Origin of the sequence: Acidiphilium sp. JA12-A1 (assembly GCF_000724705.2) — a bacterium.
GTDB lineage: Bacteria > Pseudomonadota > Alphaproteobacteria > Acetobacterales > Acetobacteraceae > Acidiphilium > Acidiphilium multivorum.
Genome location: NZ_JFHO01000067.1, coordinates 23,853 through 47,660, shown reverse-complemented (window position 1 = coordinate 47,660; position 23,808 = coordinate 23,853). Strand labels below are relative to the sequence as shown.

The following is a 23,808-nucleotide window of genomic DNA, read 5'->3' as shown; positions in this document are numbered from 1 at the left end:
CCGCCATCCTCGCCGAGCGCCCGGCGGAACCCCACGCCGAAACCCCGTCGAAAGCGTCATCCGGCGGATTCGTGCCGATGTCCCCCGGCCGCGCCGCCGGCCCGGTCGTCGCCGTCGGCCGCGCCCGGCCGGCGGTGCCCGAAACCACGGTGGCGGACCGCGTGGCGGCGCTGGCCCGGCTCGATGAAGCGCTGGCCGCCGCCCGCGCCGCGCTGGCCGGCAACCCGATCCTCGCCGCCCAGGCCGCCCTGCTCGCCGACCCGGCGCTGATCGGCCCCGCCCGCGCCGCGATCGAGGCGGATGGCCGCCACGAGGCCGCCGCCTGGCGCGACGCCATCGCCGCCGCCGCCGCCAGCCACGAGGCGCTCGACGACCCCTATCTCCGCGCCCGCGCGCGCGACCTGCGCGAGGCCGGCGATGCCGTGCTCCGCGAACTGCTCGGCGGCTTCGGCCTCGACCTGCCGGCCAAGCCCGCGATCATCGCGGTGGACGAACTCACCGCCGCCGAGGCCGCGAGCCTTCCGCCCACCATCCTCGGCGTGCTGGACCGGCGCGGCGGCCCTACCAGCCACGCCGCGATCCTGCTCCGCGCCGCCGGCATTCCCGCCCTGGGCGGCGTCGCGCTCGATCCGCCGCCGTCCCGCGCCGCCTTCGACGGCGCGACCGGCGAATTCGTCGCCGAGCCCGACGCCGCGACCGAAGCCCGCTTCCGCGCCGCCGACCTCCTCGCGCCGGGCCCGGCCTCCGTCATCCTTCCCGGCGGCGAGGCGCTCGAATTCTGGGCGAATGTCGCCGGCCCCGCCGATGCCGCCGCCGCCGCCCGCGCCGGCGCCTTCGGCGTCGGCCTCGCCCGCACCGAAATGCTCTTCCTCGGCCGCGCCGACATGCCGGGCGAGGACGAGCAGGAAGCCCGCGTCGGCGCGATGATCGCGCCGTTCCAGGGCCGTCCCGTCGTGGTCCGCCTGCTCGATGCCGGGGCGGACAAGCCGGTGCCCTTCCTCGCCCTGGCGTCGGAGGAAAACCCCGCCCTCGGCGTGCGCGGCGTGCGCGCGCTGCTCCGCCGGCCGGATTTCTGCGCCGCCCATCTGCGCGCCCTGCTGCGCGCCGGCGCCGGGCACGACCTGCGGATCATGGTCCCGATGGTCACCTTCGCCGCCGAGTTGCGCGCTATACGCGACCTGCTCGCCGCCGCCGCGCGCGATGTCGGCTGCGAGCCGCCGCCGCTCGGCGCGATGATCGAGGTGCCCGCCGCCGCCCTCACCGTGCCGGACCTGCTGGCGGCGAGCGACTTCTTTTCGATCGGCACCAACGATCTCACGCAATACGTCCTCGCCGCCGATCGCGGCCACAAGGATCTCCCCGGCTTCGCCGATGCCGGCCATCCGGCGGTCATCGGCCTCTGCGCCCGGGTCTGCCGCGATGCCGGGGCGGTCCCCGTTTCCGTCTGCGGCGAAGCCGCCGGCGATCCGTCGACCGCCCGCCTCCTGGTCGAGGCCGGCATCCGCAAGCTCTCGATGGGCGCCGCCCGGCTTAGCACCCTCCGCGCGGCGTTTTCCGCCAGCGCCTGACATCCGCGCACCCGGACCACGGCGCCGACGCTCAGCCCGCCCCTTACCCCGTTCCGGGCGAGGGGCGGGATGCGGTCAGGCCGTCAGCCTGGTCTCCTCCGCCTGCTGCATCACCGGATAGCGCAGACCGGCTTTCAGCGGCGTCACGGTCAGAACGCGGCCCTTGAGCAAGCTCGCCGGCACCACCGCCGCGCCATCGGTCCAGCGGCCATCGGCTTCCACGCCGTGCCACCCTTCGGCCAGTGCCGGGTGATCGAGCGCCACCGGTTCGTCGCCCGCCATCAAACCGCCGATCTTGACGCCGAGCCGGCGGCGGTCGCGCGGATCGGGCGTGACCTCGGCGGGAACCGCGCTGCGCGACGTGATGATCGCGGCGCCGTCGGCGCGGTATTCGACGCGAAGCTGCGCGTCGTCCGTCGTCTCGAGTCCCGCGCGCTCGAGGATCTGCGTCCGGACCTGCTCGACGATCGCGCCATGCTCGGCGAAGGGGGCGCAGCTTGCCGCCTCGCGCAGCGGCTGGGCAAACTCCGGATGCAGGGCGATGGCGGCACCACCATTTTCGAAGGCCTGGCGGTTGCCGGTCTCAAGGTAGCTTTCCGCCGGCATGTTCTCGGCCAGCAGGATCGCATGCGCCGGCAGTTCGACATGGTAATAGGTGACGCTGCGCCGCTCGACCTGCCGGATCGTCATGCCGTTGACGAGCGCTTTCGCCGGGATGAGCGCGCCGTTGAAATAGAAGGCGTGATCCGGCGAAACGACGAGGTCGCGCGCCGGCACGTTATCCGCAATCGCATGAGCGCCGATCAGCACCGGCTGCACCGCGTCGGGCCTCGCATGGCGACCCGGTTCGATCGTGCGATGTCCGATCCACACCACGGGGGCCGTCTCGCCGCCATGCAGGAGGACGGCGTCTCCCTTCGCCAGTTCCTCCACCGGGACGTCACCGCGCGTCGTCGCAATCCGGGTACCCTCGGCAAAACAGGCATTCGAACCAAGCGACGACAAGGAGGGCGTCACGCCATCGAACGTAATTTGGATTTGGTTATCATTCGGATCTTGTATGTCATAGAATACACCCTGCTGCGTAAAGACATTTACGTCAGTCTGTCCGGTAATGCCGGAAACACTGAATTCCAGCCCGTGTACATCGAGTCCCTGCGTATTGCCATTACCTCCGCCGGGGCCGTAGCCGCCGCCGGACGTCGTGCCCGGGAAAATCGCGTTGTCGAAAAGTACGCCGTGGAGCAACTGAACTTGCCCGCTGTTTCCGACCATCCCGGTGATTGTGTTGCCTTCCCAGGTCCCGCTGATCGACAAGACGGGATACCCCTCGCCGCTAACGACACCGATATTCACGGGGTTGGTGATCGTGGCGATCGTTGTCGAGATCGTCACGTTGACCGTGTCTGTGTATGAACCGTCGGTAAAGGTATATGTGAAAGTTTCCTGTCCGGACATGATGAAACACCTCAAAAATTATATTATATCTAAAGATAAATACAGTAAATCAGCGAAGTTACCCTTCTTTAATCCATAGAATGTTGCCGGTGCAAGTTTATTGTTGGTGCCAGCTCATACACTCGGGTAACGCAGTCCCCCGGACCGTGCGATGCGTCGGCCCGGCCCTGTCCATCGTCGTTAGAGCACCATCCGGTCAGACGAAAACATCCGTTCGGATGAGGATGCTTGGTTAGTCATCGGAGAGGATCATTCATCCGATCCGTCCGGATCGGAAAAATGCTCAGTCCCCCGCCTGCGCCGCCAGCCGCCGTGCCGGCGCCGCCCGGCCGGGCTGGCGATGCCGATAGGCGATCGCCTCGGCGACATGCTCCCGCCGCACCACGTCCACGCCGGCCAGGTCCGCGATGGTCCGGGCCACCCGCAGGATGCGCGTCAGCCCCCGCGCCGAGAGGTGCAGCCGGTCCGCCGCCTGTTCCGCCAGCGCCCGCGCCCCTTCATCGAGCGCGATCGCGTCGCCGGCGAGGTCCGCGTTGCCCACGCCCTCGCCCTGCCGCGCGCGCTGGATCGCCCGGCATGCCGCCACCCGCGCGGCCACGGTCTCGCTCCGCTCGCCCGGCGGTGCGCGCATCAGCTCCGCCGGACTCGCCGGCGCGATCTCCACCACGAGATCGATGCGGTCGAGCAGCGGTCCGCTGATCCGCCCCTGATAGTCCTCCCCGCAGCGCGGCGCGCGGCCGCAGGCGCGGGCGGCATCGAACAGGTGGCCGCAGCGGCACGGATTCATCGCCGCGACCAGCTGGAACCGCGCCGGATAGGTGACATGCGCCGCCGCCCGCGCCACCGTGGTCCGCCCGGTCTCCAGCGGCTGGCGCAGCGCCTCCAGTGCCGCGCGCGGAAATTCCGGAAACTCGTCGAGGAACAGCACGCCCCGATGCGCCAGCGAAATCTCGCCCGGCCGCGCCCGGTTGCCGCCGCCGGCGATCGCCGCCATGCTCGCCGAGTGGTGCGGCTCGCGAAACGGCGGCCGCGTCACCAGCCGCCCCTCGCTCAGCAGCCCGGCGACCGAGTGAACCATGCTGACCTCCAGCGCCTCGCGCGGCGTCAGATCGGGCAGCAGCCCAGGCAGCCGCGCCGCCAGCATCGACTTTCCGCCCCCCGGCGCGCCGATCATCAGCAGGTTGTGCTGCCCCGCCGCGGCGATCTCGAGGGCGCGCCGCGCCCCGTCCATCCCCCGCACATCGGCGAGGTCCGGCTGGCGCGAAGGTGCCTGGAACCGCCCGCGCGGCGGCGGCTCCAGCAGCGCCTCGCCGCGGAAATGGTTGATCAGCGCGAGCAGGTCGGCCGGCGCCAGCACGCCGATCTCGCCGGCCCAGCCCGCTTCCGGCCCCTGCGCCGCGGGGCAGATCAGGCCGAGATCGCGCGCCCCCGCGGCAATCGCCGCCGGCAACACCCCGGCCACCGGCGCCAGCCGCCCGTCGAGCGACAGCTCGCCGATCGCCGCGAACCGCGCCATCTCCTCCGCCGGCAGCACGTCCATCGCGGTCAGCACGCCGAGCGCGATCGGCAGGTCGAAATGGCTGCCCTCCTTCTGCAGGTCCGCCGGGGCCAGGTTCACGAGGATGCGCTTCGCCGGCAGCGCGAGGCCCATCGCGGTCAGCGCCGCGCGCACCCGCTCCCGCGATTCCGCCACCGCCTTGTCGGCCAGCCCGACGACGAGAAAGACCGGCAGCCCGGCGGCGATCTGCACCTGCACCTCGACCGGCTGCGCCTCGATCCCGGCAAAGGCGAAGCTCTGGATGCGGGTGATGCTCACGCCGCCGCCCCGGAGAGGAATCCCTCGCGGCGGAAGCTCAGCCACCCCGCCTTGCCGATGATGACATGGTCATGCAGCGTGATGTCGAGCAGGGCGACGGCGCGCTGCACCTCCCGCGTCATCTCGACGTCGTCGCGCGAGGGGGAGGGGTCGCCGCTCGGGTGGTTGTGAACGAGGATGAGCGCCGTCGCCCGTGTCTCGATCGCCCGCCGCACCACCTCGCGCACATAGACCTGGGTATGGTTCACCGTCCCGCGCGAGGCCACCTCGTCGGCGAGCAGCCGGTTGCGGTTGTCGAGATAGATCACGCGGAACTGCTCCACCGGCTCGCGCGCCATCGCGATGGTGAGGTAATCGATCAGCCGCTCCCAGTTGTTCAGCACCGGCGCGTCCGCCAGCTCCGCGCGGGCAAGGCGGATGGCCGAGGCCTGCACGAGCTTGATCGCCGCCACGCTGTGCTGCCCGAGCCCCGGTGTCGCGAACAGCGCGTCCGGCTCGGCGGCGAGCACGGCGGCATAGGAGCCGAACCGGTTGATCAGCGCCTTGGCGAGCGGCTTGGTGTCGCCCTTCTTGAAGGCGAGGAAGAGCAGCATTTCCAGCAGCTCGTAATCGGCCAGCGCCTCGGCGCCGCGGCCGAGCAGCTTCTCGCGCATCCGGCCGCGATGGCCCTGCGGCCCGGTGCTGGAGAAGGGCGCATCGGCCGCCGGCGCGTGGTCGAACCCGCCGCGCTCCGCCATCCCGCGCCGCCCCGGAAGCGGGGCCGCTTCCGGGAATGGCTCGCCGCCGTGCCGGCGCATCGCGCGGAATAGTTTTTCAAGCAAAAGGAGAAAAACTCCATCTCAGATACTCGCCAAGGTTGAATACTACCGATCCACCCGCCGGCTTGTCCAGCGTCATCGCCGTGGCTTGCGCCCCACGCGGCCGCGCAGATAGAACAGCGCACGGCCGCCGCCGGCTGCCGCCATTCCGTCCCGGAGACCCTCATGAGCCGCATCATCCGCACCGAAGCGAACGAAATCCTCTCGAAAGCCGTCGAATATCATGGCTTCGTCTACACCCAGGGCGTGGTCGCGGCGGATCCGGCCGGCGACATCACCGCCCAGACCCGCGATGTTCTCGCCCAGATCGACGCGCTGCTCGAACAGCACGGGACCGACAACACGCGCCTTCTGCAGGCGCAGATCTGGCTGAAATCGATCGACGACCGCGGCGCGATGAACGCCGTCTGGTCGGCCTGGCTGCCGGAAGGCGGCGCGCCGGTCCGCGCCTGCGTCGAGGCGAAGCTCGCCGATCCGCGCTACCTGGTCGAGATCATGGTCGTCGCCTGCCGCTGACCCCGGCCGCGTAAACATTTTCCGCCATTCGCGCCGGATGAAATCTCGATCTTCATCCGGCGTTAGGAAGTTCGTCGTAACGTCCGCCCCATGTCGCCGCGAAACATTAAATTTTCCTCGCGCGTGACATTTTTGCCCAGTCCGAGGGTTGCGTTCACCGCAGTCCCCCCGTAACAGGAATGCAAGCCATTCGTGGCTTGAAACAAAGACCCGAGTCGGCAAAAAGCTCGGTCCGGTTACTGCGCTGACTGAGCAAAATCCGGCATTGGCTTGATTGGATTGTGGTTTTTTTGTGTCCGGAAGGGGCGCGCGGAACAAGAAGGCGAACGGGGCATGTGGGCAGGCGTTACGCGATTGAAGGAAACATCACGGTTTTGCGGCGGCGTTTTCGTTGCCTTCCTTCTCGCGCATGTCGGCCATGCAAAGACGGAACATACCGCTCCCGCGCGCGTCGTCCACCGAGTGAAATCGCCCGTGCGCCACGTCGTCTACCACCACGAACCGGTGCGCCACGCCCCCATCCACCATGTCGTCTACCGGCATGAGCCGGTCCACCGCGCCCCCGTCCGCCATGTCGTCGATCATCACGTCGTCGCGCGCCACATCGTCGAGCACCGCGCCCCGGTGCGCCATGTGGTCTACCGTCACGTCGAGCATCCGCGCGTGGAACATCACGTCGTCGTCCGCCACGTCGTCGAGCGCCGCCCGGCCGTCCGGCGTTATCGCTATCCGCGCCATCTCGTCCGCCGCACCAGCTATCTCTGGTGCGTGCCCTATGCGCGCGAAGTCTCGCATATCGACATCAAGGGCGATGCCTTCCTCTGGTGGGCCGAGGCGGCCGGCCGCTACGCCCGCGGCTACCGCCCCGAGGATGGCGCCGTGCTCAACTTCCGCCCGACCGGCCGCATGCCGCTCGGCCATGTCGCCGTCGTTGCCAAGGTGATCAACAGCCGCGAAATCCTGGTCGACCAGGCCAACTGGATCCCCGATACCGTGAGCCGCAACGTCCCGGTCATCGACGTATCGCCGAACAACAACTGGTCCGAGGTCAAGGTCGCGCTCGGCAACGGCTCGTTCGGCACGGTCTATCCGACCTACGGCTTCATCTACAACCAGGCGCCGTCCAATGTCGTCTACGCCAGCAATGGCGGGACCGAGGTGGCCGAGGCGCCGGTGGTCCACAAGATCCGCTTGACCGCGCCGAACCGCACCCTGCGCTGAGCCGTCCCGGCGTCAGTCCGGCAGCAGCCGGGCGAGCGAGAGAAATTCCGCGGGCGCGAGCGTCTCCGCCCGGCGCGACGGGTCGATCCCCGCCGCTTCGGCCAGCGTCGCGCCGCCCAGCGCCTTCAGCGACCCCCGCAGCATCTTCCGCCGCTGCCCGAACGCCGCCGCCGTCACCCGCCCCACCTTCGCGAGCAGCGCCGGCTGGAGCTGGTCCTCGTGCGGCACCAGCCTGACCACGGCCGAGTCCACCTTGGGCGGTGGTGAAAACGCGCCGGGCGGCAGCGTCAGCACGATCGCGCCGCGCACGGTGAGCGCCGCGAGCACCGCCAGCCGTCCATAGGCCGGGCTGCCAGGGGCCGCGACGATCCGCTCCGCCACCTCACGCTGGAACATCAGCGTCATCGAGCGGAAGCTCGCCGCCTGGTGCAGCCAGCGCAGCAGCATCGCGGTGCCGGCATTGTAGGGCAGGTTGGCGACGATCGCGCGCGGCGCCGGCACCAGCGCCGCAAGGTCGAGATCGAGCGCATCGCCCTCCACCACCCGCAGCCGCCCCGGGTCCGCCGCCGCGAGTTCCGCAACCGCGCCGACCGCCCGCGGATCGAGTTCGATGGCGGTCACCCCCGCCGCGTCGCTCGCCAGCAGCGCGCGCGTCAGCCCGCCCGGCCCCGGCCCCACCTCAATAACGTTGACACCGTCCAGCGGCCCGGCCAGCCGCGCGATCCGCGCGAGCAGGTCGGGGTCGAGCAGGAAATGCTGCCCCAGCGCGCGCTTCGCCGACAGCCCGTGCCGCGCGATCACCTCGCGCAGCGGCGGCGCTCCCTGTGTCACGGGGTGGCGAAAATCCGGATCTCGGCGTCGCGGTGCAGCGTGTCCATCAGCCGCTGCGCCTCCAGCGACACCCGGCGGTTGATCAGCATCTCCTCGATCGCCTTCTTCCCCGGCAGGCCGATCTTGCTGGTCTCCCGCTTGCAGACCATGACGATGGCGATGCCGCTGCTCGACACCAGCGGCTCGCTCGGCTGGCCGAGCGGCAGCGAGGACAGCAGCTTGCGGAACGCCGCCGGCCGCACGGTGGTCAGGTCGACCGGCCCCGGATTGGACTTCTGCACGCTGCCCGCCGCCGCGTTCGCGGCCTCCACCTCGGCGCAGGAATGCAGCGTGCCGCGCAGCGCGTTGGCATGCTGCAGCACGCCAAGCTGCTGCGCATCCGGCTGGCCGCCGGCGAAGGGCTTCGTGAAGGGCAGGAACACCTGGCGGATCGACAGCGTCGTCCGCTGCCCGACGCCGAACTGGCGGATGCCGAGCTGGTTGACGATCTCGAAACCGCCCGCCACCCGCACCGGGTCGCTGATCGCCCCGACCGGCATCTTCTCGACGATGCGGCGCACCGCGGGGTCGAGCAGGTCGGGCTGCACCCATCCGCGGTCGCCGCCGGTCAGCGCGCTCTGGCTCTGGCTGAACTGGGCCGCCACCACCGGGAAGGGCGCGCCCGCGCGCAGCTGCCTGATCACCACATCCGCGAAACGCCGGGCATTCGCCACATCCGCCGGATTTTCGACGGGGATGAAGATTTCGGCGATGTGGTACTGCGTCTTGCCGATCTCCTTCTTCATCGCCGCCTCCTCGGCGGCGATGTCGGCCGCGGTCGGGCGCAGGTCGGGGCCGAGCTTCTTGCGCAGCACGTCGGTCCAGCCGATCTGGGTGCGGAACTGGCTCACCAGCGTCGAGAGCGGAATGCCGGCGGCGGCGAGTTTCTTCTGCAGCGAGCCGGGCGGCAGGTGATTGGCCTCGTTCACCCGCTTCAGCGCGGCGGCGATCTTCGCCTCCGGCACCACCACCTTGTTCCGCTCGATCGCCTGCAGCTGCAGCGACTGGTCGATCAGCTCGCGGGTGATCTGCGGTTTCAGCCGCTGCAGCGTCGCCGATGTGGTCGGCAGCCCGGCGGAGAGCGCGAACAGCCGGGTGCGCGCCGCGACATCGGCATTGGTGATCACCGTGCCATTCACCACGGCGGCGATGCTGGCCGTCTGCGCGCGCGCCGGCGCGCCGGGTGCGAGCAGGCCCGCGGCAAGGCCGATCAGGGCCGCGTAAGAGACGAACGATTTCATAGGGCGCTGAATCCGATGTTCCCGAGTGTCTTGAGCGTGACGGTGATCAGCAGCGTCGTCGTGCCGTGATCGTAATTGTAGGAGGTGAAGTTGCGGTAGAGGTCGATGTTCACCGCGGTGCATTCGTTCTGCCATACCGCCCCGATGGAGGCGTTGTCGAACTGCCCGGTGGCGAGGTTGCGCTGCACCCCCGCCGTGAGCGACCAGTGCGGCACCAGCGTGGTCGACACGCCGAGCGTCACCTCGCGCTGGGCCTGGAAATATTGCGGCGGCGGCGGGCCGGGCTGGGTGAACAGGTAATAGGAGTTGGTGGTGCTGTAGAAATACCCGGCCGAGACGTTGAAGCTCTTCGGCCCGAAGGTCGCGTAGCTGTCGATCATCTGGGTCGACAGGTCCCGGTGCGACAGCCGCGTGCGATAGGTCAGGCTGAACCAGGGCGCCGGCGCGACGGTCGCCCGGCCCACCACGTCCGATTCATGCCCGCCCAGCCCGCTGTCCGGCGGGTAGAGCTTCGAGGTCTCGAAGGAATAGGACTGGCCGACCAGCCCGCTCGCATAGGCGCCGCCCGGCAGGTACCACGCGCCCTGCAGCGCATAGTCCACCCGCGCGCCGCCGGCGAAGCGGTCGATGCCGCCGAAGCGTTGCAGGCTGAACAGGTTCGCGTCGGAGAACTGGAAGTCGAGACTGTCCTCGTTCGGAATCGTGCGGGTCTGCCCGAGCCCGTAGACCGGCGCCGCCACGAGCTGCACCCGCGGCTCGATCACCTGCGTGCCCCAGCGTCCGGCGTCGCGCTCCAGCGGCCAGGCGAAGGACACCGCGCCGATCGGGATCGCCCGCGCCGTCTGCGACGTGGTGATCGGCGAATAGTTCGGCTGCTGGTTGAGCTTGTCGGCCGAATATCCGGCGGTGATCAGCCGCAGCCGCGCATCCACCAGCAGCCCGTCCGGCCCCTGCCGCGGCAGGTCGTAATTCGCGATCACCGCGACCCGCCGCGTCTGCGTGCCGGACTGGCGGAAGATGTTGAACGCGTTCGCCGTCAGCGAGAACCGCCCGCCCCAGGAATCCGCCGCGCCGGCATAGCTGTAGCGGGCATAGGGCAGCACGATCGGCAGCCGGTTCTGGCTGATCGAGGCGACCAGGCCCTGATAGGTCTCCGCCTCGATCTTCGCATAGGAGCCGCGCCCGAACCCTTCGAGCCAGGCGTTCGAGGCGAGAAACGCCTCGTTCGGCAGGTAGCGGAAATCGTTCAGATACTGCGCGGTCGAGGTGTGGTTGTAGCTGAACCCGGCGCGCCAGTTGCGATTGAGGTCGAACGTGCCCGAGGAGAAGATCGAATCCGAAATCCCGCCCTTGTCGGCATAGCGGTCGCGCCCGCCCGAGACGTTGATGTTCAGCTTGCCGTCGTTGAACGCCTGGCGGTATTTCAGGTCGAGCACCGGTCCCGCCTTGGTCGCGATGATCGGGACGATCGTCAGGTCCTGGCTCTTGCTGATGTCCCAGAAATACGGAATCGCGACGAAGCTGCCGATATGGGTCGAGCCGCCGAAGCCGGGAATCAGCAGGCCGCTCTGCCGCTTCACCGAGGGATCGGGCTGCGAGAGATAGGGCAGCCAGAACACCGGCACGCCGTAGATCTCGAGCTGCGCGTCGTGATACTCGATCACCCGGTGCTGCAGGTCCTCCACCGCCTGGCGCGCGCGGATCTGCCACAGCGGCGCCGCCTTCGGGTTGCTCTTGCAGAGATTGCAGGTGGAATAGATCGGCTTCGAGAGCTCCTCGATCACCCCGCCATAGCGCCGCGCGCCGTTCGCCACCATCCGCCCGTTCTCGGCGAGAATCGTGGCCACGTCGTGCAGCACGGCGTTCTTCATCCCCTGCGAGAGGGTGGCGTGCCGCGCGAAGACCACCGCGCCGTCCGGCTCGATCATCACGACATGCCCGCTGGCCACCGCCGTGTCGTTGCGCCGGTCGATGACGATGCGGTCCGCCTGCAGCAGATGGCCGTTCTGCCAGGCCTCGACATGGCCGCTCGCGGTGACCACGCCGGTGCCGTGATCGTACGAAACGCGGTCGGCCAGGAAGGTGACCGGCGCGGAATTCGAGACCGGCGTTTCCGGTCCGGCGACCAGCGCGCCCATCTGCGCGCGCGCCAGCGGGGCCGCCAGCATCGCGCCGGCGATCCCGATCCCGATCCGTCGGCGGAGCCGCGCGTGGCGGCGTTGCTGGGCGTCGTTCATGCTTCAGCCATCCTCCAGATGAAGCAACAAGGCAAGCGCCAGCATCAGCCCGGCCGCGGCCGGCGCCCAGGCCGCGAGCCCCACCGGCAGCGCGCCCGACTTGCCGAGCTGTGCCGCCACCTCAGAAAGCATGAACAGCAGGAACCCGCAGCCGACGCCAGCCCCGATCATCTGGATCGCCCCGCCCCGGCGCGACGGCCGCATCGAGAATCCCGCCGCCACCAGCACCATCGTCGCGCAGAGCAGCGGCAGGGCGAGCAGGCTCTGGAACGCCAGCTCGTGCTGGGTCGCCGAAAAGCCCGAGCGCCGCAGCAGCCGGATGAAGCCCGGCAGCGCCCAGAACGACAGCGCGCTGGGGCTCGCGAAACTCTCCTGCACGCGGCCCACCGTCAGCGTCGTCGGAATCCGCAGCGCGCTCACCGCCCGCGGCTCTCCGTCCGGCGTCAGGATGCGCGCGCTCTCCAGCCGCCAGCCGCCCGGCTCCAGCTGGCCCCGCGCGGCCTCGATGCGTTCCTGCAGCGTGGTCTGCGCGGTCAGCCGCAACACGGTGATATGCCCCGTCGTCAGCACCTTGCCGTGCAGGTGAACCGCGTCGGCGTGCAGGATCGCGATGCCGCCCTTGCCCCCCGCATCGTCCGCCTGGCGCAGCCAGAGCTGCCCGCCCTGTAGCGAGAGCGGCCCCGAATCCACGCCGAGATAGGTCGAATACAGCACCTCCGCCCGGGCGAACATGATCGCCGAGATCGGGCTGCCCGCCGTGGTGGCGAGCACGCCGATCAGCGCGGCCCCCGCCACCGGCACGGCGAGGAACTGCCAGACCGAGGTGCCGGTCGCCCGCGCCACCACGAGTTCCGAGCTCCGGGTCAGCCGCCAGAACGCGAAGATCCCGCCGAGCAGCACGGCGAAGGGCAGGATCTGCATGCCGAGCCAGGGCACCCGCAGCACCTCCAGCGCCAGCATCCGCCAGAACGTCGCCTGCGGCTTGTCGGCCGACTGGCGCAGCAGGTCGAGGAAGTCGAACAGCGCGCCGATCGCGGTCAGCCCGGCCTGCATCGCCACCACCGCGCCGAGGAAGCGCCGGCCGATATAGAGCGAAAGGGTCAGCGGCGGCCGCCAGGCCCGCAGGCGGATCATGCCGGCACCGTCCGCGCCCGCCGCCGCCGCCCGCGCAGCAGCAGCGCGAGCCCGACCAGCGCCGGCCCCAGCGTCACCGCGAAGATCAGCGGGATCAGCCCGTTCTGCCGGGCCGCCAGGTTCTCGGTGCCGAGTTCCAGCGCCACCAGCCCCATCACGATGAACACCGCCGCCACCAGCGCCGCCGCCCCGCCCTGCCGGCGGAACGGGCTGCGCAGCACGCTGAGCAGCGCGATCACCGCATAGGACAGCACGGCGAAGGGCGAGGCGATCCGGCGCCACGCCTCCTCGCGCCAGCGCCGCTGCACCGGCGGGGGAACATGCGCGGCGCCGGCGTGGAACAGCTGCGTCATCGTCGCCTCCGAGGTCTTCGGCGCGAGCTTCCGCGTCACCCCGGTCGGCTTGGCGAGGCTGATGAGATTGCGCCGGAAACTCAGGATATTGAGGCGCCCGGTCTTCGGGTCCACCTGCTCGCGCGAGCCGTCGAGCAGCAGCACCTCGGGTCCGTCCGGCCCGTCGATCAGCCGCCCGCTCCGCGCGAGGATCGTCGCCGGCTCGCCCTTCTGCCGCGCGTCCTGGATGACGATGCCGTGCAGCACCTGGTCGTGGTCCCGCCGCTGCACGTAAACGGTGATATGCCCGGGAATCGGCGTGAACACCCCGGGTTCGAGCAGGAAGGCGGCGACCTGGTTGCGGATGATCGACTCGAAATGGGTGAACCGCGCCAGGGTCGAGGGCACCAGCCACACGTTCAGCCCCCAGCAGGCCAGCATCGTCAGCATCGCCAGCGCCAGCGCCGGCCGCGCGATCGCGGCGTCCGACATGCCGCTCGCCCGCATCACCGTCAGCTCCCGGTCGGCGGCGAGCCGCGCATAGACGAACAGGATCACGATGAAGCAGGTGATCGGCAGGATCACCGCGACGAAGCTCGGCACCAGCAGCCCGGTCAGGTGCAGGAACACCACCGGCGACAGCCCGTGCTGGATGATCAGCTGGATGAAGCGCAGCGACTGCGTCAGCCACACCAGCGCGACGAGCCCGAGCGTGGAAACCGCCAGCCCGATGAGGAGCTGGCGGAACACGTAGCGGTCCAGCCGGGTCGGGGTCAGCAAGGAAAGCATCGCCGGTCTTTTGGCGGCGCGCCGGGTCAATGGCAAGTTAACGCTGCGTACGCCGTCGCGCCGCGTCCATGATCGCGCGCATCCGGCGGATCGCCTCGGCCAGGCCGACGAACACCGCCTCGCCGACGATGAAGTGGCCGATATTCAGCTCCCGCACCTCCGGCAGCGCCGCGATCGGGCCGACATTGTCATAGTTCAGCCCGTGCCCGGCATGCACTTCCAGCCCGAGCGCCGCCGCCCGCGCCGCCGCGGCGCGCAGCCGGTCGAGCTCGCCCGCCCGCCCCTCGGCATAGGCGCCGGTATGCAGCTCGACCACCGGCGCGCCCAACCGTGCCGCGGCTTCCAGCTGCACCGGATCGGGATCGACGAAGAGCGAGACGCGGATTCCCGCCGCCCGCAGCGCCGCGATGCGCGGGGCCAGCGACTCGGCGGTTCCGGCGGCGTCCAGCCCGCCCTCGGTCGTCACCTCCTGCCGCCGCTCCGGCACCAGGCAGCTCGCATGCGGTTTCAGCCCGCAGGCGATGCCGACCATCTCGTCGGTCGCCGCCATCTCCATGTTGAGCGGCACCGAAAGCGCCCGCGCGGCGCGGATATCGGCGTCGCGGATATGCCGCCGGTCCTCGCGCAGATGCAGCGTGATCCCGTCCGCCCCCGCCTCGATGGCGATCCGCGCGGCGCGGATCGGGTCGGGCGTGGCGATGCCGCGGGCGTTCCGCAGCGTCGCCACATGGTCGAGATTGACGCCGAGCCGCAGCGCGCTCATCGCCGCCCCGCCATCTCGCCGGCCAGCCGCAGCGCCGCGACCAGGCTTTCCGCCCGCGCTTTCCCCGTCCCCGCGATGTCGAAGGCGGTGCCGTGGTCGGGCGAGGTGCGGATGATGGGCAGGCCGAGGGTGACGTTCACGCCGTTCTCCATGTCGATCGTCTTGAGCGGGATCAGGGCCTGGTCATGATACATGCAAAGCGCCGCGTCGTAACCCGCCCGCGCCGCCGGGGTGAACATCGTGTCCGGCGGCAGCGGCCCGAACGCGTCGATGCCCGCCTGCCGCAATGCCGCGATCGCCGGCGCGATGATGGTCAGCTCCTCGTCGCCCATCGCCCCCGCCTCGCCGGCATGCGGGTTGAGCCCCGCCACCGCGATGCGCGGCGCCGCCACCCCGAAATCCCGCGTCAGCGCCGCCGCCAGCCTCCGCCCGGCGGCGACGATGGCGCCGGTCTCCAGCGTCTCGATCGCCCGCCGCAGCGACACATGCACCGTCACCGGCACCACCCGCAGGCCGGGGCAGGCCAGCATCATCACCGGAGCTGCCACGCCGGTCAGCGCGCCGAGGAACTCGGTATGGCCGGGATGCGGAAATCCCGCCTGATACAGAACCGACTTGGCGATCGGGCAGGTCACCACCGCCGCCGCCTCGCCGGCCAGCGCCAGCCGCGTCGCGGTCTCGATCGCCCCGGTCACCGCGGCGGCGTTGCGCGGGTCGGGCCGCCCCGGAATCGCCGGCACCGCGAGCTTCACGTCCAGCACCGGCAGCGCAACGCCGAACCGGGAAGCGGCCTCGCCGATCCGCCCGATCCGCGCCACCGGCACGCCGAATCCCGCCGCCCAGTCCGCATCGCCGATGAGCGCGAACGGAAGCAGCCGCTCCCGCGCGTCGCGCCAGGCGGCGGCGGCGATCTCCCCGCCGATCCCGGCCGGGTCGCCCATGGTCAGCGCGATCGGGGCGTCGCTCATCGCCATCCGGTCAGTCGCGCGGCCAGTTCCCGACCGGAATCCGCGGCATGTCGAACCGTTCCGTGGTCCGCGCGTACCAGCCGCCGCCATGCATCCGGCCGATCAGGTCGAGCTTCGGCGTGTCGATATGGCAGCGCTCCGGGTTCAGCACGGCGTCGTCGCGCACATGCATCGCCTGCACCTGGCCGATCACCAGCGCGCGGTCCGGCCCGAACTCGATCATCGAATGCAGCGTGCACTCCATCGCCACCGGGCTCTCGGCGATGCGCGGCGGGCGGATCTTCTCCGAGGGCAGGGTGGTCAGCCGCGCCTCGGCCAGCTCGTCCACCTCCGGGCCGAACTCGATCGCGGTCACGTTCATCGCCTCGGCGTTCTCGTGCGCGACGAGATTGACCACGAATTCCCCGGTCAGGCGGATGTTCTCGCCGGTATCCTTGGGGTCGCCCGGCCGCCGCGCGCCGATGCCGAGGCACAGGATCGGCGGCCCGGCGCCGAAGACGTTGAAGAACGAGAACGGCGCGGCGTTCAGCCGGCCCTCGGGATTCAGCGTCACCACCCAGGCGATCGGCCGCGGCACCACGGTCGAGGCCAGCAGCTTGTACTGGTCCTCCGGTTTCAGTTTGGTGAGGTCGAACAGCATGGCCCGATCATCGCCGCTTCCGCCGTTCCTGTCCATGCGCGCCGCCGGCGGTGCCCATGAAAAACCCCGCGCCTTGCGGCGCGGGGCGTTCGGGAAACGGCCGGGTCAGGCGGCCGCCTTGTCCTGTTCGATCACGGGAGTGGCCGCCGGCGCGCCGGTGCCGATGGCGATCTTCCGGGGCTTCAGCGCCTCGGGAATCACCCGCTTCAGCGCCACGTGCAGCAGCCCGTTCTCCAGCGCCGCGCCATCGACCACCATGTGGTCGGCCAGCACGAAACGGCGTTCGAAGGCGCGCGAGGCGATGCCGCGATAGAGCACCTCGCCCTTGCTCGCCCCCTCGGCGATCCGTCCGGTGATGATGAGCGTGTTGTCCTTCACCGTCATGTCCAGGTCCTCGGCGCGGAATCCGGCCACCGCCATGGTCAGGCGGTAGTCCTCGGGGCCGAGTTTCTCGATATTGTAGGGCGGATAGGCGGTGGCGTTGCCGTCAGGCACGCTGTCGAGCAGCTGCTGCAGCCGGTCGAAGCCGATGGCGGTGCGGAAAAGCGGCGAAAAATCGAGAGTCATGAGTAACCTCCTCGGTCAAGCAAGGTCCAGTGAACCGGGCTGTCCGACGGACCAGCCCGCAGTGCCGGAAGAACCCCGAAGGCATCCTTCCTGTCCGAGGATAAAGGTATTCGCCGCCGCCGCTTCAAGACCCGCGCGCATGCGAAAACGCGCCCGGCCGAAGGCGGCGGGGCGCGTTGCAGGTCTGCCGCGGCGGGGACGCTTACTTCTTGCGGGCGCCGATCCCGGCGAAGCGCTTGTTGAACTTCGCCACCTGGCCCCCGGTGTCGAGCACGCGCTGCTGTCCGGTCCAGGCCGGGTGCGACTTCGGGTCGATATCGAGCCGCAGCGTGTCGCCGGGCTTGCCGTAGCACGAGCGGGTCTTGTACTCGGTGCCATCGGTCATGATGATGTTGATCTCGTGATAATCCGGATGGATATCGGCTTTCATCGCAACTCTCCTGATCCTGGCCGATGCCGACCGGCCGCGTGACGGGCCCGCTTAGCGGTTTGCGCCGTCCGTGGCAAGCACCGTCCACACCACGCAAGGGAAACCACCGCATGAGCGAACCGACCCCCGAGCAGAAATGGGAAGCCCGCTACGCCGCCGCGGGCGGCTACATCTTCGGCACCGCGCCGAACGCCTTCCTCGCCGCCAATGCCGGGCTGATCGCGCCGGGCGCGAAGGTGCTCTCGGTGGCCGACGGCGAGGGCCGCAACAGCGTCTTCCTCGCCGGCAACGGCGCCGATGTCCATGCCGTCGAGGTCTCGCCCACCGCGCTTTCCCGCGCCCGCAAGCTCGCCGCCGAACGCGGCGTCGCCATCGCCTTCGAACAGGCCGACCTGCTGCGCTGGTCCTGGCCCGAGCACGCCTACGACGCGGTGGTGGCGATCTTCGTGCAGTTCGTCCCCCCGGCCGAGCGTCCGGCGTTTTTCGGCCGGCTCGTCCGCGCCCTGCGCCCCGGCGGCCTGCTGCTGCTCGAGGGCTACCGGCCCGAACAGGTCGCCAACCGCACCGGCGGCCCGTCCGACCCCGCGCATTGCTACACCGAGGCGATGCTCCGCGAGGCCTTCGCCGGCCTCGAGATCGAGCGGCTCGACAGCTACGACGCGGTGCTCGACGAAGGCCCCGGCCATTCCGGCCCCTCCGCGCTGATCGACCTCGTGGCGCGGGTGAAGGTCAGGCCTGGTACTTGATCGTCTTCGCCCGGTCGGCGGCCCGCCAGAGATACCAGGCCGCCGTGCTGCGATACGGCGCATAGGCCTCGCCGATCGCGGCGAAGGCGCGCGGCTTCGGCTGCGCCTCCAGCCCGTGGATCAGCCGGTAGCCCTCGCGCACGCCGAAATCGTCCACCGGAAACACGTCCGGCCGGCCGAGCGTGAAGATCAGCAGCATCTCCACCGTCCAGCGGCCGATCCCGCGCAGGGTGCAGAGCCGCTCGATCAGCGCGGCATCGCTCATCCGCGCCGCGGCCCGCCTGGTCGGCACCGTGCCGTCCAGCGTCCGCCGCGCGATGTCGCGCAGCGCCGCCGCCTTCGCGGCCGAGAACCCGCAGCCCCGCAGCGCCTCGTCCGACAGCGAGAGCAGGTGCCCCGGCGCCGGCACCGGCGCCTCGGTCAGCGCGCGCAGCCGCCCCAGCATCGCCTCGGCGGCGCGGGCGTGCAGCTGCTGGTGCGCCACCGCCGAAATCAGCGCCTCATAGGGCTCGCGCGCCCGCTCCGGCGCCAGCGTGCAGCGCCCGACCTCGCGGATCAGCGCGCCGAGCACCGGATCGGCGGCGGCAAGATGGGCGCGGGCGAGGCGGCTCATCCGGCTTGCGTCATCGGCGGGCCAGCCCCGCCATCCGCGCGAGGCGCCAGCGCCAGGCGGAAAACCGCCGGGCCAGGCGCCGGTTGCCCGTCCGCGCCAGCACGCTGCGCAACGCCTGCCGCAGCCGCAGCCGCACCGGCTCGGTCCGCCGCAGCACCCAGGCCTTCGCCTCCAGCACGGCATGATGGAACCGCGCGAACCAGCGCACCGACAGCAGGCTCTGCTCGCAGGCCTGATAGATCCAGATGGCCAGCAGCAGCGCGAATCCCTTGATGAACACGGCAACGACCGTCGCTGCCAGCCAGTTGCCCTTCACCAGCAGCACCGTCGCCCACAAGCCGCTCAGATGGTCGATCGCCTCCGGGATCAGGAACAGGAACAGCACGATCACCGGCGGCAGGTCCTGCAGGAACCGCCGCAGCCGGGCGATCGGCGGCGCCCGCGAGATCAGGTCGAGCAGCGCCTTCGTGCCCTTCCACACCACCCGATCGAGAAACTCGACCAGCAGCGCCAGCGGCAGCAGCAGCACGTCCTCCGCCATCCGCAGCCGCCGGCGGCGGCGCGCGGCCCAGGCAGTCCTGTCATCGATCCGGCTGGCCATGATCCGACCCTACCACAACCGGCCCGGCACCCGATAGCGCATCATGACGCGCCCTCCTGCCGGTTCCGGTTTTGCTCCGGCGCCCGGCGCTGCGGCGCGGTGGGCGAGGGCGGGCGCGACTGCGGCTGCGGGCGTGCTTGCGGGCGCTGCGGCTGGAACCGGTTTTGCTCGGGCATCCGGCGCGGCGGCGCGGCGGGCGGTCGCGGCGGCGTCTGCGGGCGCGTCTGGGGCTGCTGCGGCTGGAACCGGTTTTGCTCCGGCGCCCGGCGCTGCGGCGCGGCTGGCGCGGGCGGTCGCGGCTGCATCTGCGGTCGCTGCGGCTGGAACCGGTTTTGCTCCGGCGCCCGGCGCTGCGGCGCGGCTGGCGCGGGCGGACGCGGCTGCATCTGCGGTCGCTGCTGCTGGAACCGGTTTTGCTCGGGCGCCCGGCGCTGCGGCGCGGCGGGCGCGGGTGGGCGCGGTTGCATCTGCGGGCGCTGCGGCTGGAACCGGTTTTGCTCCGGCGCGCGCGGCGCCGGCCTGTAGCTCGGCACGGCGATGCCCGGCGCCGGCATCGCCCGGGGCGGCGAGCCCGGCACCCCCGGCGCCGCCGGCACGCCCGGCCGTCCCGGTGCCGGCGCCATCGCCGGCCGCGCGGGGGCAGGCGCCGGCCGCGCCGGCTCCAGCGGCATCCGCAGGAAACCGCCATAGGCCGGCGCCGTGCGGCCCGGCAGCATCGGCCGCGCCGCCGCCAGCGCGCGTTCCGGCGCCGGATGTCCGAACCGCCCCACCGCGTCGCCCCGCCGCAGCGCCTCGGGCCCGATCAGCGTCGCCGCCATCCGGTTCGCCAGCCGCGCCGGATGGCGCTCCGCCGCGAAGCCCGGCGCGCGCGGGTCGCGATACCGCGCCGGGTCCCGCACGTCGAACCGGTTCAGCCGTTCCACATAGGCGGGCGGGCAGCTGTACCACGGCAGAAAGGGCTCGCCCGGCGCCAGCGGCACCCAGCCGACCGCGCCGCCGTTCAGCCCCACCCCCACCGAAATCCCCGGCGCCACGTTGAAGAACGCGACCAGCGCCGGCGCGTAGACCGGCGGGGCGCGCGGCGGCACCGGCACCGGCGCGGGCAGCCAGCCCCAGCGTCCATGCCTGTGCAGCCAGCGTCCGTAATGGAACGGCGCGAAGCCCCAGGGCGCGTCGTCGATCCAGGTCCAGCCCCAGGGCGGCACATAGGCCCAGTGCCCGTGCCGGTACGGCGCCCAGCCGGGCCCGACCCGCGGATACCAGATCGCGCCATAATCCGGCACGTCACCCCAGCTGCCATAGGCGGCGAGCAGGCCCGCCCCGGTCATGCCGGTCACCACCGCCGGCGCGCCGGGCGGGGCGGGCGGCGCGGCTTCCGCCAGCATCCGCTCGATGAACGGGTCGGTCTCGAGCGGTCCGCGCATCGCCCGCCCCGGTGTCGCGCCGGCGAGGCGCGCCGTCTCCCCCGGCCCGACGCCGGACGCGACCCGGCCCATCGCCCGTCACCTCCGCCGCGCCGTCGATCACGCCGATCCGCGTCGGCGCCGCCGCGTCCCCGGCGCTGATCGCGTAGCGCCCGTCCTGGCTGATCGTCACCACCCCGCGCGGCGTGCGGATGCGCCAGGTCTCGCCCGGCGCCAGGTAGCGCAGATAGAGAAACGCCTCGCCGCGTGGCACATCCAGTGTCGCGCTGTCCTCGCCGAGCGCCGCGATCCCGAATTCGGTCCCGCCCGCCAGGGTGATCCGGCTCCAGCCGAAGGTCAGCGCCGCTTCCGCCCCCGGCTCCGCATAGAGCGTATCGCCGCCGATCAGCGGATAGTTCGGCGTCGCCGGCTCCCATTCGCCGCCGGCCCGGGCGAACGACACCGCCCCCTCGATCCGCGCGATCTGGCCGACGCGGGCGGGCGGCGCGCCGTTCGCCTGGGCCCGCGCCGTCGCCGTCGTCCCGGCGAGCAGGGCGGCGAGCAGCCATGCAATATGAAACAACGTCGCGAACTGCCTGCGCATCATGACCTCCTGAAGTCGCATCCCGCCGGTCCGAAGTCGCATCCCGCCGGTCGCGGACCCCTGTGGCGCAAGTTTGGTCCGATCGTGCCCGGAAAAAAGCGGTTCCTCATCAAGTTACAATTTTGGCACGAATTGGCCCCATGGCCGCCATACCGATCGGCACAATATGCGAAAGACGATGCAAGGAACGACGATGAGACCGAATTTGCGCAGGATGCTGCTCGCGGCCGTGGCGGCCGGCGCGGCGCTCGCCCTCGGCGGATGCGTCTATTATCCGTCGAGCTACGGCGCCGGCTATGGCGGCGGCTACTACACCTATCCCTATGCCCCACCGCCGGTGGTCTATGGCGGCGTCACGATCGGCGGCGGCTGGTGGCATGGCGATGACGACGAAGGCTGGCATGGCGGCTGGCATCACTGACCGCCCTTGCCAACCCGGCGGCTGAGCGCCTATATCCCGCGCTGACGAACAGCGCTCGTAGATGCGGCCCGATGGCCGCCGGCTCTGTTCACCGGCCGGCCGCGCCCTGGCGCCGCCATCCGCCGGCAGGCGCGTTCCATGCGGGGCGCGCACCCTCTGGGCGGCTCGTCTACGAAGCTTCCTGCCACCCTTGTGCCGCTCCCTCGCACCGAAGGAGCCGCGACGAAAGCGCTGTCTTGACCGATTTTACCACCCTCGGCCTCGCCGAGCCCCTGCTGCGCGCCATCAGCGAGCAGTCCTATGAAACCCCCACCCCGATCCAGGCCCGTTCGATCCCGGTGATGCTCGAAGGCCACGACCTCGTCGGCATCGCCCAGACCGGCACCGGCAAGACGGCCGCCTTCGTGCTGCCGATCCTGCACCGGATCGCGGCGAACCGCGCCCGCCCGGCGCCGCGCGCCTGCCGCGCCCTGGTCCTCGCCCCCACCCGCGAACTCGCCACCCAGATCGCCGATGCCGCCCGCACCTACGGCAAGTTCACCCGTCCCTCGGTCGCCGTCGTCATCGGCGGCGCCAAGCCCGGCCCGCAGGCCCGCCGCATGGAATCCGGGGTCGACCTGCTGGTCGCCACCCCCGGCCGCCTGCTCGACCATGTCGCCGCCGGCGTCATCCGCCTCGATGCGGTGGAAACCGTGGTGCTCGACGAGGCCGACCAGATGCTCGATCTCGGCTTCATCCCGGCGATCCGCCAGATCATGGCGAAGCTGCCCCGCCAGCGCCAGGCGGTGATGTTCTCGGCCACCATGCCGAAGCCGATCCGCGCGCTGGCCGGCGAATTCCTGCGCGACCCGCGCGAGGTCGCGGTCAGCGTCGAATCGAAGCCGGTCGACCGGATCGACCAGCAGGTGCTCCTCCTCGCCCCCGAGGAGAAGAAGGACAAGCTCGCCTGGCTGCTGGCCGACGTCGCGGTCGAGCGCGCCATCGTCTTCACCCGCACCAAGCACGGCGCCGACAAGGTCACCCGCCATCTCGAGGATGCCGGCATCGGCGCCGCCGCGATCCACGGCAACAAGAGCCAGGGCCAGCGCGAGCGCGCGCTCGACCAGTTCCGCTCCGGCCGCATCCGCGTGCTCGTCGCGACCGACATCGCCGCCCGCGGCATCGATGTCGACAACGTCTCGCATGTGGTGAATTTCGAGCTGCCGAACGTGCCGGAATCCTACGTCCACCGCATCGGCCGCACCGCCCGCGCCGGCGCCGAGGGTGTGGCGATCTCGCTGGTCGAGCCCTCCGAGCTGCCCTATCTGCGCGATATCGAGACGCTGATCGGCCGTCACCTCGTCCCCGGCGGCGCCCAGCCGGTGCGCGGCCTCGCGCCGCCGCATCTCCTCCGCGCCCGCAACCAGGTCGCCCGCCAGGGCCAGATGCCCAAGCGCAACGGCCCGCCCAAGGCCGCGCATGCCGGCCACGGCCATGGCGGCGGTCACGGCGGCGGCCACCACGGTCAGGGCCACGGTCATGGCGGCGGCAACGCCCATCACGGCAAGCCCGCCCACGCCAAGGCCGGCGGCAAGCCGCAGGGCCGCGGCCGCTCAGCCGGCGGCGGTCGGGGGCGTTCGTCCGATCGCGCGGTAAATCGTGTTGCGTGACACGCCGAGCGCGCGCGCCGCGCGGCTGATATTGCCGCCGGCCGCGCGCAGCGCCGCCTCGATCCGCCTCGCCTGAACGTCGCGCAGCACCGACTGTCCGGCGGCGGCCGGCGCGGCCGTCTCCGCCGGCAGCAGGGCGGCGATCGTCTCCTCGCCGATCACCTTCTCGCCGGTCAGCGCGGCGCGCGCCAGCACGTTGCGCAACTCCCTGACATTGCCGGGAAAATCGTGCCGCGCGAGGCGTGACGCCGCCGCCGGCTCAAGCCGCGTGCCCGGCGCCACCTGTTCGAGCAGGTGCGCCGCGAGCGGGCGGATGTCGCTGCGCTCGCGCAGCGCCGGCAGGGTGATCTCGGCGATCGCCAGCCGGTAATACAGGTCCGCCCGGAACCGTCCCGCGGCCACC

General features: G+C 71.1%; 25 protein-coding genes. 6 read left to right on the top strand and 19 right to left on the bottom strand.

Features of this window, described 5'->3' with window-relative positions; all coding sequences use genetic code 11:
* Positions 1-1,568, top strand: a 1,568-nt coding sequence (locus tag RT91_RS13420) for a putative PEP-binding protein (RefSeq protein ID WP_035187674.1), incomplete at its 5' end; no start/stop codon positions are given.
* Between the two features lie 75 nt (positions 1,569-1,643).
* On the opposite strand, the gene RT91_RS13415 is transcribed toward RT91_RS13420, so the two are convergent.
* From RT91_RS13415 to radC, 3 genes are all read right to left on the bottom strand, one after another.
* Positions 1,644-3,026: a Hint domain-containing protein gene (locus tag RT91_RS13415; protein ID WP_035187673.1), complete on the bottom strand. Its 1,383-nt coding sequence runs from the start codon at positions 3,024-3,026 to the stop codon at positions 1,644-1,646.
* 283 nt (positions 3,027-3,309) lie between these two features.
* Positions 3,310-4,842, bottom strand: a complete 1,533-nt coding sequence (locus tag RT91_RS13410; RefSeq protein ID WP_012040185.1) for a YifB family Mg chelatase-like AAA ATPase — start codon at positions 4,840-4,842, stop codon at positions 3,310-3,312.
* Positions 4,839-5,579, bottom strand: a complete 741-nt coding sequence (gene radC / locus RT91_RS13405; RefSeq protein WP_138919177.1) for a DNA repair protein RadC — start codon at positions 5,577-5,579, stop codon at positions 4,839-4,841. Before radC ends, RT91_RS13410 begins: the two co-directional genes overlap by 4 nt.
* A gap of 246 nt (positions 5,580-5,825) precedes the next feature.
* Here radC and RT91_RS13400 point away from each other — a divergent pair, with 246 nt between their 5' ends.
* Positions 5,826-6,176 carry a RidA family protein gene (locus RT91_RS13400; protein ID WP_007422784.1) on the top strand — a complete coding sequence of 117 codons (351 nt, stop codon included), beginning with the start codon at positions 5,826-5,828 and terminating at the stop codon, positions 6,174-6,176.
* 366 nt (positions 6,177-6,542) lie between these two features.
* Here the strand turns inward: RT91_RS13400 and RT91_RS22585 are convergent, their stop codons facing one another.
* Entirely contained in the window at positions 6,543-6,866 is a 324-nt protein-coding gene (locus RT91_RS22585) for a hypothetical protein (protein ID WP_231844432.1), read from the bottom strand.
* Here RT91_RS22585 and RT91_RS22580 point away from each other — a divergent pair.
* Positions 6,840-7,397, top strand: coding sequence for a CHAP domain-containing protein (locus RT91_RS22580; protein ID WP_231844433.1), 558 nt, complete (start codon positions 6,840-6,842; stop codon positions 7,395-7,397). The two genes, RT91_RS22585 and RT91_RS22580, sit on opposite strands and share 27 nt — an antisense overlap.
* Before the next feature lie 12 nt (positions 7,398-7,409).
* On the opposite strand, the gene rsmA is transcribed toward RT91_RS22580, so the two are convergent.
* The 10 genes from rsmA to rpmE form a co-directional block, all read right to left on the bottom strand.
* A complete protein-coding gene (rsmA, locus tag RT91_RS13390) occupies positions 7,410-8,228 on the bottom strand; it encodes a 16S rRNA (adenine(1518)-N(6)/adenine(1519)-N(6))-dimethyltransferase RsmA (protein ID WP_035187671.1) in 819 nt (272 codons plus the stop codon).
* Positions 8,225-9,508: a peptidylprolyl isomerase gene (locus RT91_RS13385; protein WP_012040189.1), complete on the bottom strand. Its 1,284-nt coding sequence runs from the start codon at positions 9,506-9,508 to the stop codon at positions 8,225-8,227. The genes rsmA and RT91_RS13385 overlap by 4 nt, the downstream gene beginning before the upstream one ends.
* A complete protein-coding gene (locus RT91_RS13380; RefSeq protein WP_035187670.1) occupies positions 9,505-11,745 on the bottom strand; it encodes an LPS-assembly protein LptD in 2,241 nt (746 codons plus the stop codon). The genes RT91_RS13385 and RT91_RS13380 overlap by 4 nt, the downstream gene beginning before the upstream one ends.
* 3 nt (positions 11,746-11,748) lie before the next feature.
* Positions 11,749-12,879, bottom strand: coding sequence for an LPS export ABC transporter permease LptG (lptG, locus tag RT91_RS13375; protein WP_012040191.1), 1,131 nt, complete (start codon positions 12,877-12,879; stop codon positions 11,749-11,751).
* Positions 12,876-14,000 carry an LPS export ABC transporter permease LptF gene (gene lptF, locus RT91_RS13370; protein WP_007422778.1) on the bottom strand — a complete coding sequence of 375 codons (1,125 nt, stop codon included), beginning with the start codon at positions 13,998-14,000 and terminating at the stop codon, positions 12,876-12,878. The genes lptG and lptF overlap by 4 nt, the downstream gene beginning before the upstream one ends.
* A 37-nt stretch (positions 14,001-14,037) precedes the next feature.
* Complete coding sequence (locus RT91_RS13365) at positions 14,038-14,763, bottom strand: pyridoxine 5'-phosphate synthase (protein ID WP_013640919.1); 726 nt, start codon at positions 14,761-14,763, stop codon at positions 14,038-14,040.
* A complete protein-coding gene (gene pdxA / locus RT91_RS13360) occupies positions 14,760-15,737 on the bottom strand; it encodes a 4-hydroxythreonine-4-phosphate dehydrogenase PdxA (protein ID WP_035187669.1) in 978 nt (325 codons plus the stop codon). Before pdxA ends, RT91_RS13365 begins: the two co-directional genes overlap by 4 nt.
* Before the next feature lie 4 nt (positions 15,738-15,741).
* Entirely contained in the window at positions 15,742-16,371 is a 630-nt protein-coding gene (locus RT91_RS13355) for a flavin reductase family protein (RefSeq protein ID WP_007422775.1), read from the bottom strand.
* Positions 16,372-16,476: 105 nt separating this feature from the next.
* A complete protein-coding gene (locus tag RT91_RS13350; protein WP_007422774.1) occupies positions 16,477-16,938 on the bottom strand; it encodes an Hsp20 family protein in 462 nt (153 codons plus the stop codon).
* 202 nt (positions 16,939-17,140) lie between these two features.
* Positions 17,141-17,368 carry a 50S ribosomal protein L31 gene (rpmE, locus tag RT91_RS13345; RefSeq protein WP_007422773.1) on the bottom strand — a complete coding sequence of 76 codons (228 nt, stop codon included), beginning with the start codon at positions 17,366-17,368 and terminating at the stop codon, positions 17,141-17,143.
* Between the two features lie 110 nt (positions 17,369-17,478).
* On the opposite strand from rpmE, the gene RT91_RS13340 reads away from it, so the two are divergent.
* The gene (locus RT91_RS13340; protein ID WP_007422772.1) at positions 17,479-18,114 is read left to right on the top strand and encodes a bifunctional 2-polyprenyl-6-hydroxyphenol methylase/3-demethylubiquinol 3-O-methyltransferase UbiG; all 636 of its coding nucleotides are present in this window, start codon (positions 17,479-17,481) and stop codon (positions 18,112-18,114) included.
* Here RT91_RS13340 and RT91_RS13335 read toward each other — a convergent pair.
* Genes RT91_RS13335 through RT91_RS22925 form a run of 4 tightly spaced genes read right to left on the bottom strand, consistent with a single transcriptional unit; the run spans position 18,098 to position 21,335 of the window.
* Positions 18,098-18,727, bottom strand: coding sequence for a DNA-3-methyladenine glycosylase (locus RT91_RS13335; RefSeq protein WP_013640922.1), 630 nt, complete (start codon positions 18,725-18,727; stop codon positions 18,098-18,100). The genes RT91_RS13340 and RT91_RS13335 overlap by 17 nt on opposite strands.
* A 10-nt stretch (positions 18,728-18,737) precedes the next feature.
* Positions 18,738-19,328, bottom strand: coding sequence for a hypothetical protein (locus tag RT91_RS13330; RefSeq protein WP_007423419.1), 591 nt, complete (start codon positions 19,326-19,328; stop codon positions 18,738-18,740).
* A gap of 41 nt (positions 19,329-19,369) precedes the next feature.
* Complete coding sequence (locus RT91_RS13325) at positions 19,370-20,656, bottom strand: DUF6600 domain-containing protein (RefSeq protein ID WP_343205820.1); 1,287 nt, start codon at positions 20,654-20,656, stop codon at positions 19,370-19,372.
* Entirely contained in the window at positions 20,613-21,335 is a 723-nt protein-coding gene (locus tag RT91_RS22925; protein WP_343205819.1) for a hypothetical protein, read from the bottom strand. Before RT91_RS22925 ends, RT91_RS13325 begins: the two co-directional genes overlap by 44 nt.
* Before the next feature lie 193 nt (positions 21,336-21,528).
* Between RT91_RS22925 and RT91_RS13320 the strand changes: the two genes are divergently transcribed.
* The gene (locus RT91_RS13320; RefSeq protein ID WP_012040198.1) at positions 21,529-21,756 is read left to right on the top strand and encodes a hypothetical protein; all 228 of its coding nucleotides are present in this window, start codon (positions 21,529-21,531) and stop codon (positions 21,754-21,756) included.
* 236 nt (positions 21,757-21,992) lie between these two features.
* Complete coding sequence (locus RT91_RS13315; protein WP_013640925.1) at positions 21,993-23,405, top strand: DEAD/DEAH box helicase; 1,413 nt, start codon at positions 21,993-21,995, stop codon at positions 23,403-23,405.
* Here RT91_RS13315 and RT91_RS22575 read toward each other — a convergent pair.
* Positions 23,349-23,807: a helix-turn-helix domain-containing protein gene (locus RT91_RS22575; protein ID WP_240314295.1), complete on the bottom strand. Its 459-nt coding sequence runs from the start codon at positions 23,805-23,807 to the stop codon at positions 23,349-23,351. The two genes, RT91_RS13315 and RT91_RS22575, sit on opposite strands and share 57 nt — an antisense overlap.
* Position 23,808: the final 1 nt, after the last annotated feature.

Coding starts and splice junctions, on each gene's coding strand:
- RT91_RS13415 (WP_035187673.1), bottom strand. CDS start 3,026: ATGTCCGGACAGGAAACTTTCACATATACCTTTACCGACGGTTCATAC.
- radC (WP_138919177.1), bottom strand. CDS start 5,579: ATGGCGGAGCGCGGCGGGTTCGACCACGCGCCGGCGGCCGATGCGCCC.
- RT91_RS13400 (WP_007422784.1), top strand. CDS start 5,826: ATGAGCCGCATCATCCGCACCGAAGCGAACGAAATCCTCTCGAAAGCC.
- RT91_RS13385 (WP_012040189.1), bottom strand. CDS start 9,508: ATGAAATCGTTCGTCTCTTACGCGGCCCTGATCGGCCTTGCCGCGGGC.
- RT91_RS13380 (WP_035187670.1), bottom strand. CDS start 11,745: ATGAACGACGCCCAGCAACGCCGCCACGCGCGGCTCCGCCGACGGATC.
- lptG (WP_012040191.1), bottom strand. CDS start 12,879: ATGATCCGCCTGCGGGCCTGGCGGCCGCCGCTGACCCTTTCGCTCTAT.
- lptF (WP_007422778.1), bottom strand. CDS start 14,000: ATGCTTTCCTTGCTGACCCCGACCCGGCTGGACCGCTACGTGTTCCGC.
- RT91_RS13365 (WP_013640919.1), bottom strand. CDS start 14,763: ATGAGCGCGCTGCGGCTCGGCGTCAATCTCGACCATGTGGCGACGCTG.
- pdxA (WP_035187669.1), bottom strand. CDS start 15,737: ATGGCGATGAGCGACGCCCCGATCGCGCTGACCATGGGCGACCCGGCC.
- RT91_RS13355 (WP_007422775.1), bottom strand. CDS start 16,371: ATGCTGTTCGACCTCACCAAACTGAAACCGGAGGACCAGTACAAGCTG.
- RT91_RS13350 (WP_007422774.1), bottom strand. CDS start 16,938: ATGACTCTCGATTTTTCGCCGCTTTTCCGCACCGCCATCGGCTTCGAC.
- rpmE (WP_007422773.1), bottom strand. CDS start 17,368: ATGAAAGCCGATATCCATCCGGATTATCACGAGATCAACATCATCATG.
- RT91_RS13340 (WP_007422772.1), top strand. CDS start 17,479: ATGAGCGAACCGACCCCCGAGCAGAAATGGGAAGCCCGCTACGCCGCC.
- RT91_RS13335 (WP_013640922.1), bottom strand. CDS start 18,727: ATGAGCCGCCTCGCCCGCGCCCATCTTGCCGCCGCCGATCCGGTGCTC.
- RT91_RS13330 (WP_007423419.1), bottom strand. CDS start 19,328: ATGGCCAGCCGGATCGATGACAGGACTGCCTGGGCCGCGCGCCGCCGC.
- RT91_RS13325 (WP_343205820.1), bottom strand. CDS start 20,656: ATGACCGGGGCGGGCCTGCTCGCCGCCTATGGCAGCTGGGGTGACGTG.
- RT91_RS22925 (WP_343205819.1), bottom strand. CDS start 21,335: ATGCGCAGGCAGTTCGCGACGTTGTTTCATATTGCATGGCTGCTCGCC.
- RT91_RS13320 (WP_012040198.1), top strand. CDS start 21,529: ATGAGACCGAATTTGCGCAGGATGCTGCTCGCGGCCGTGGCGGCCGGC.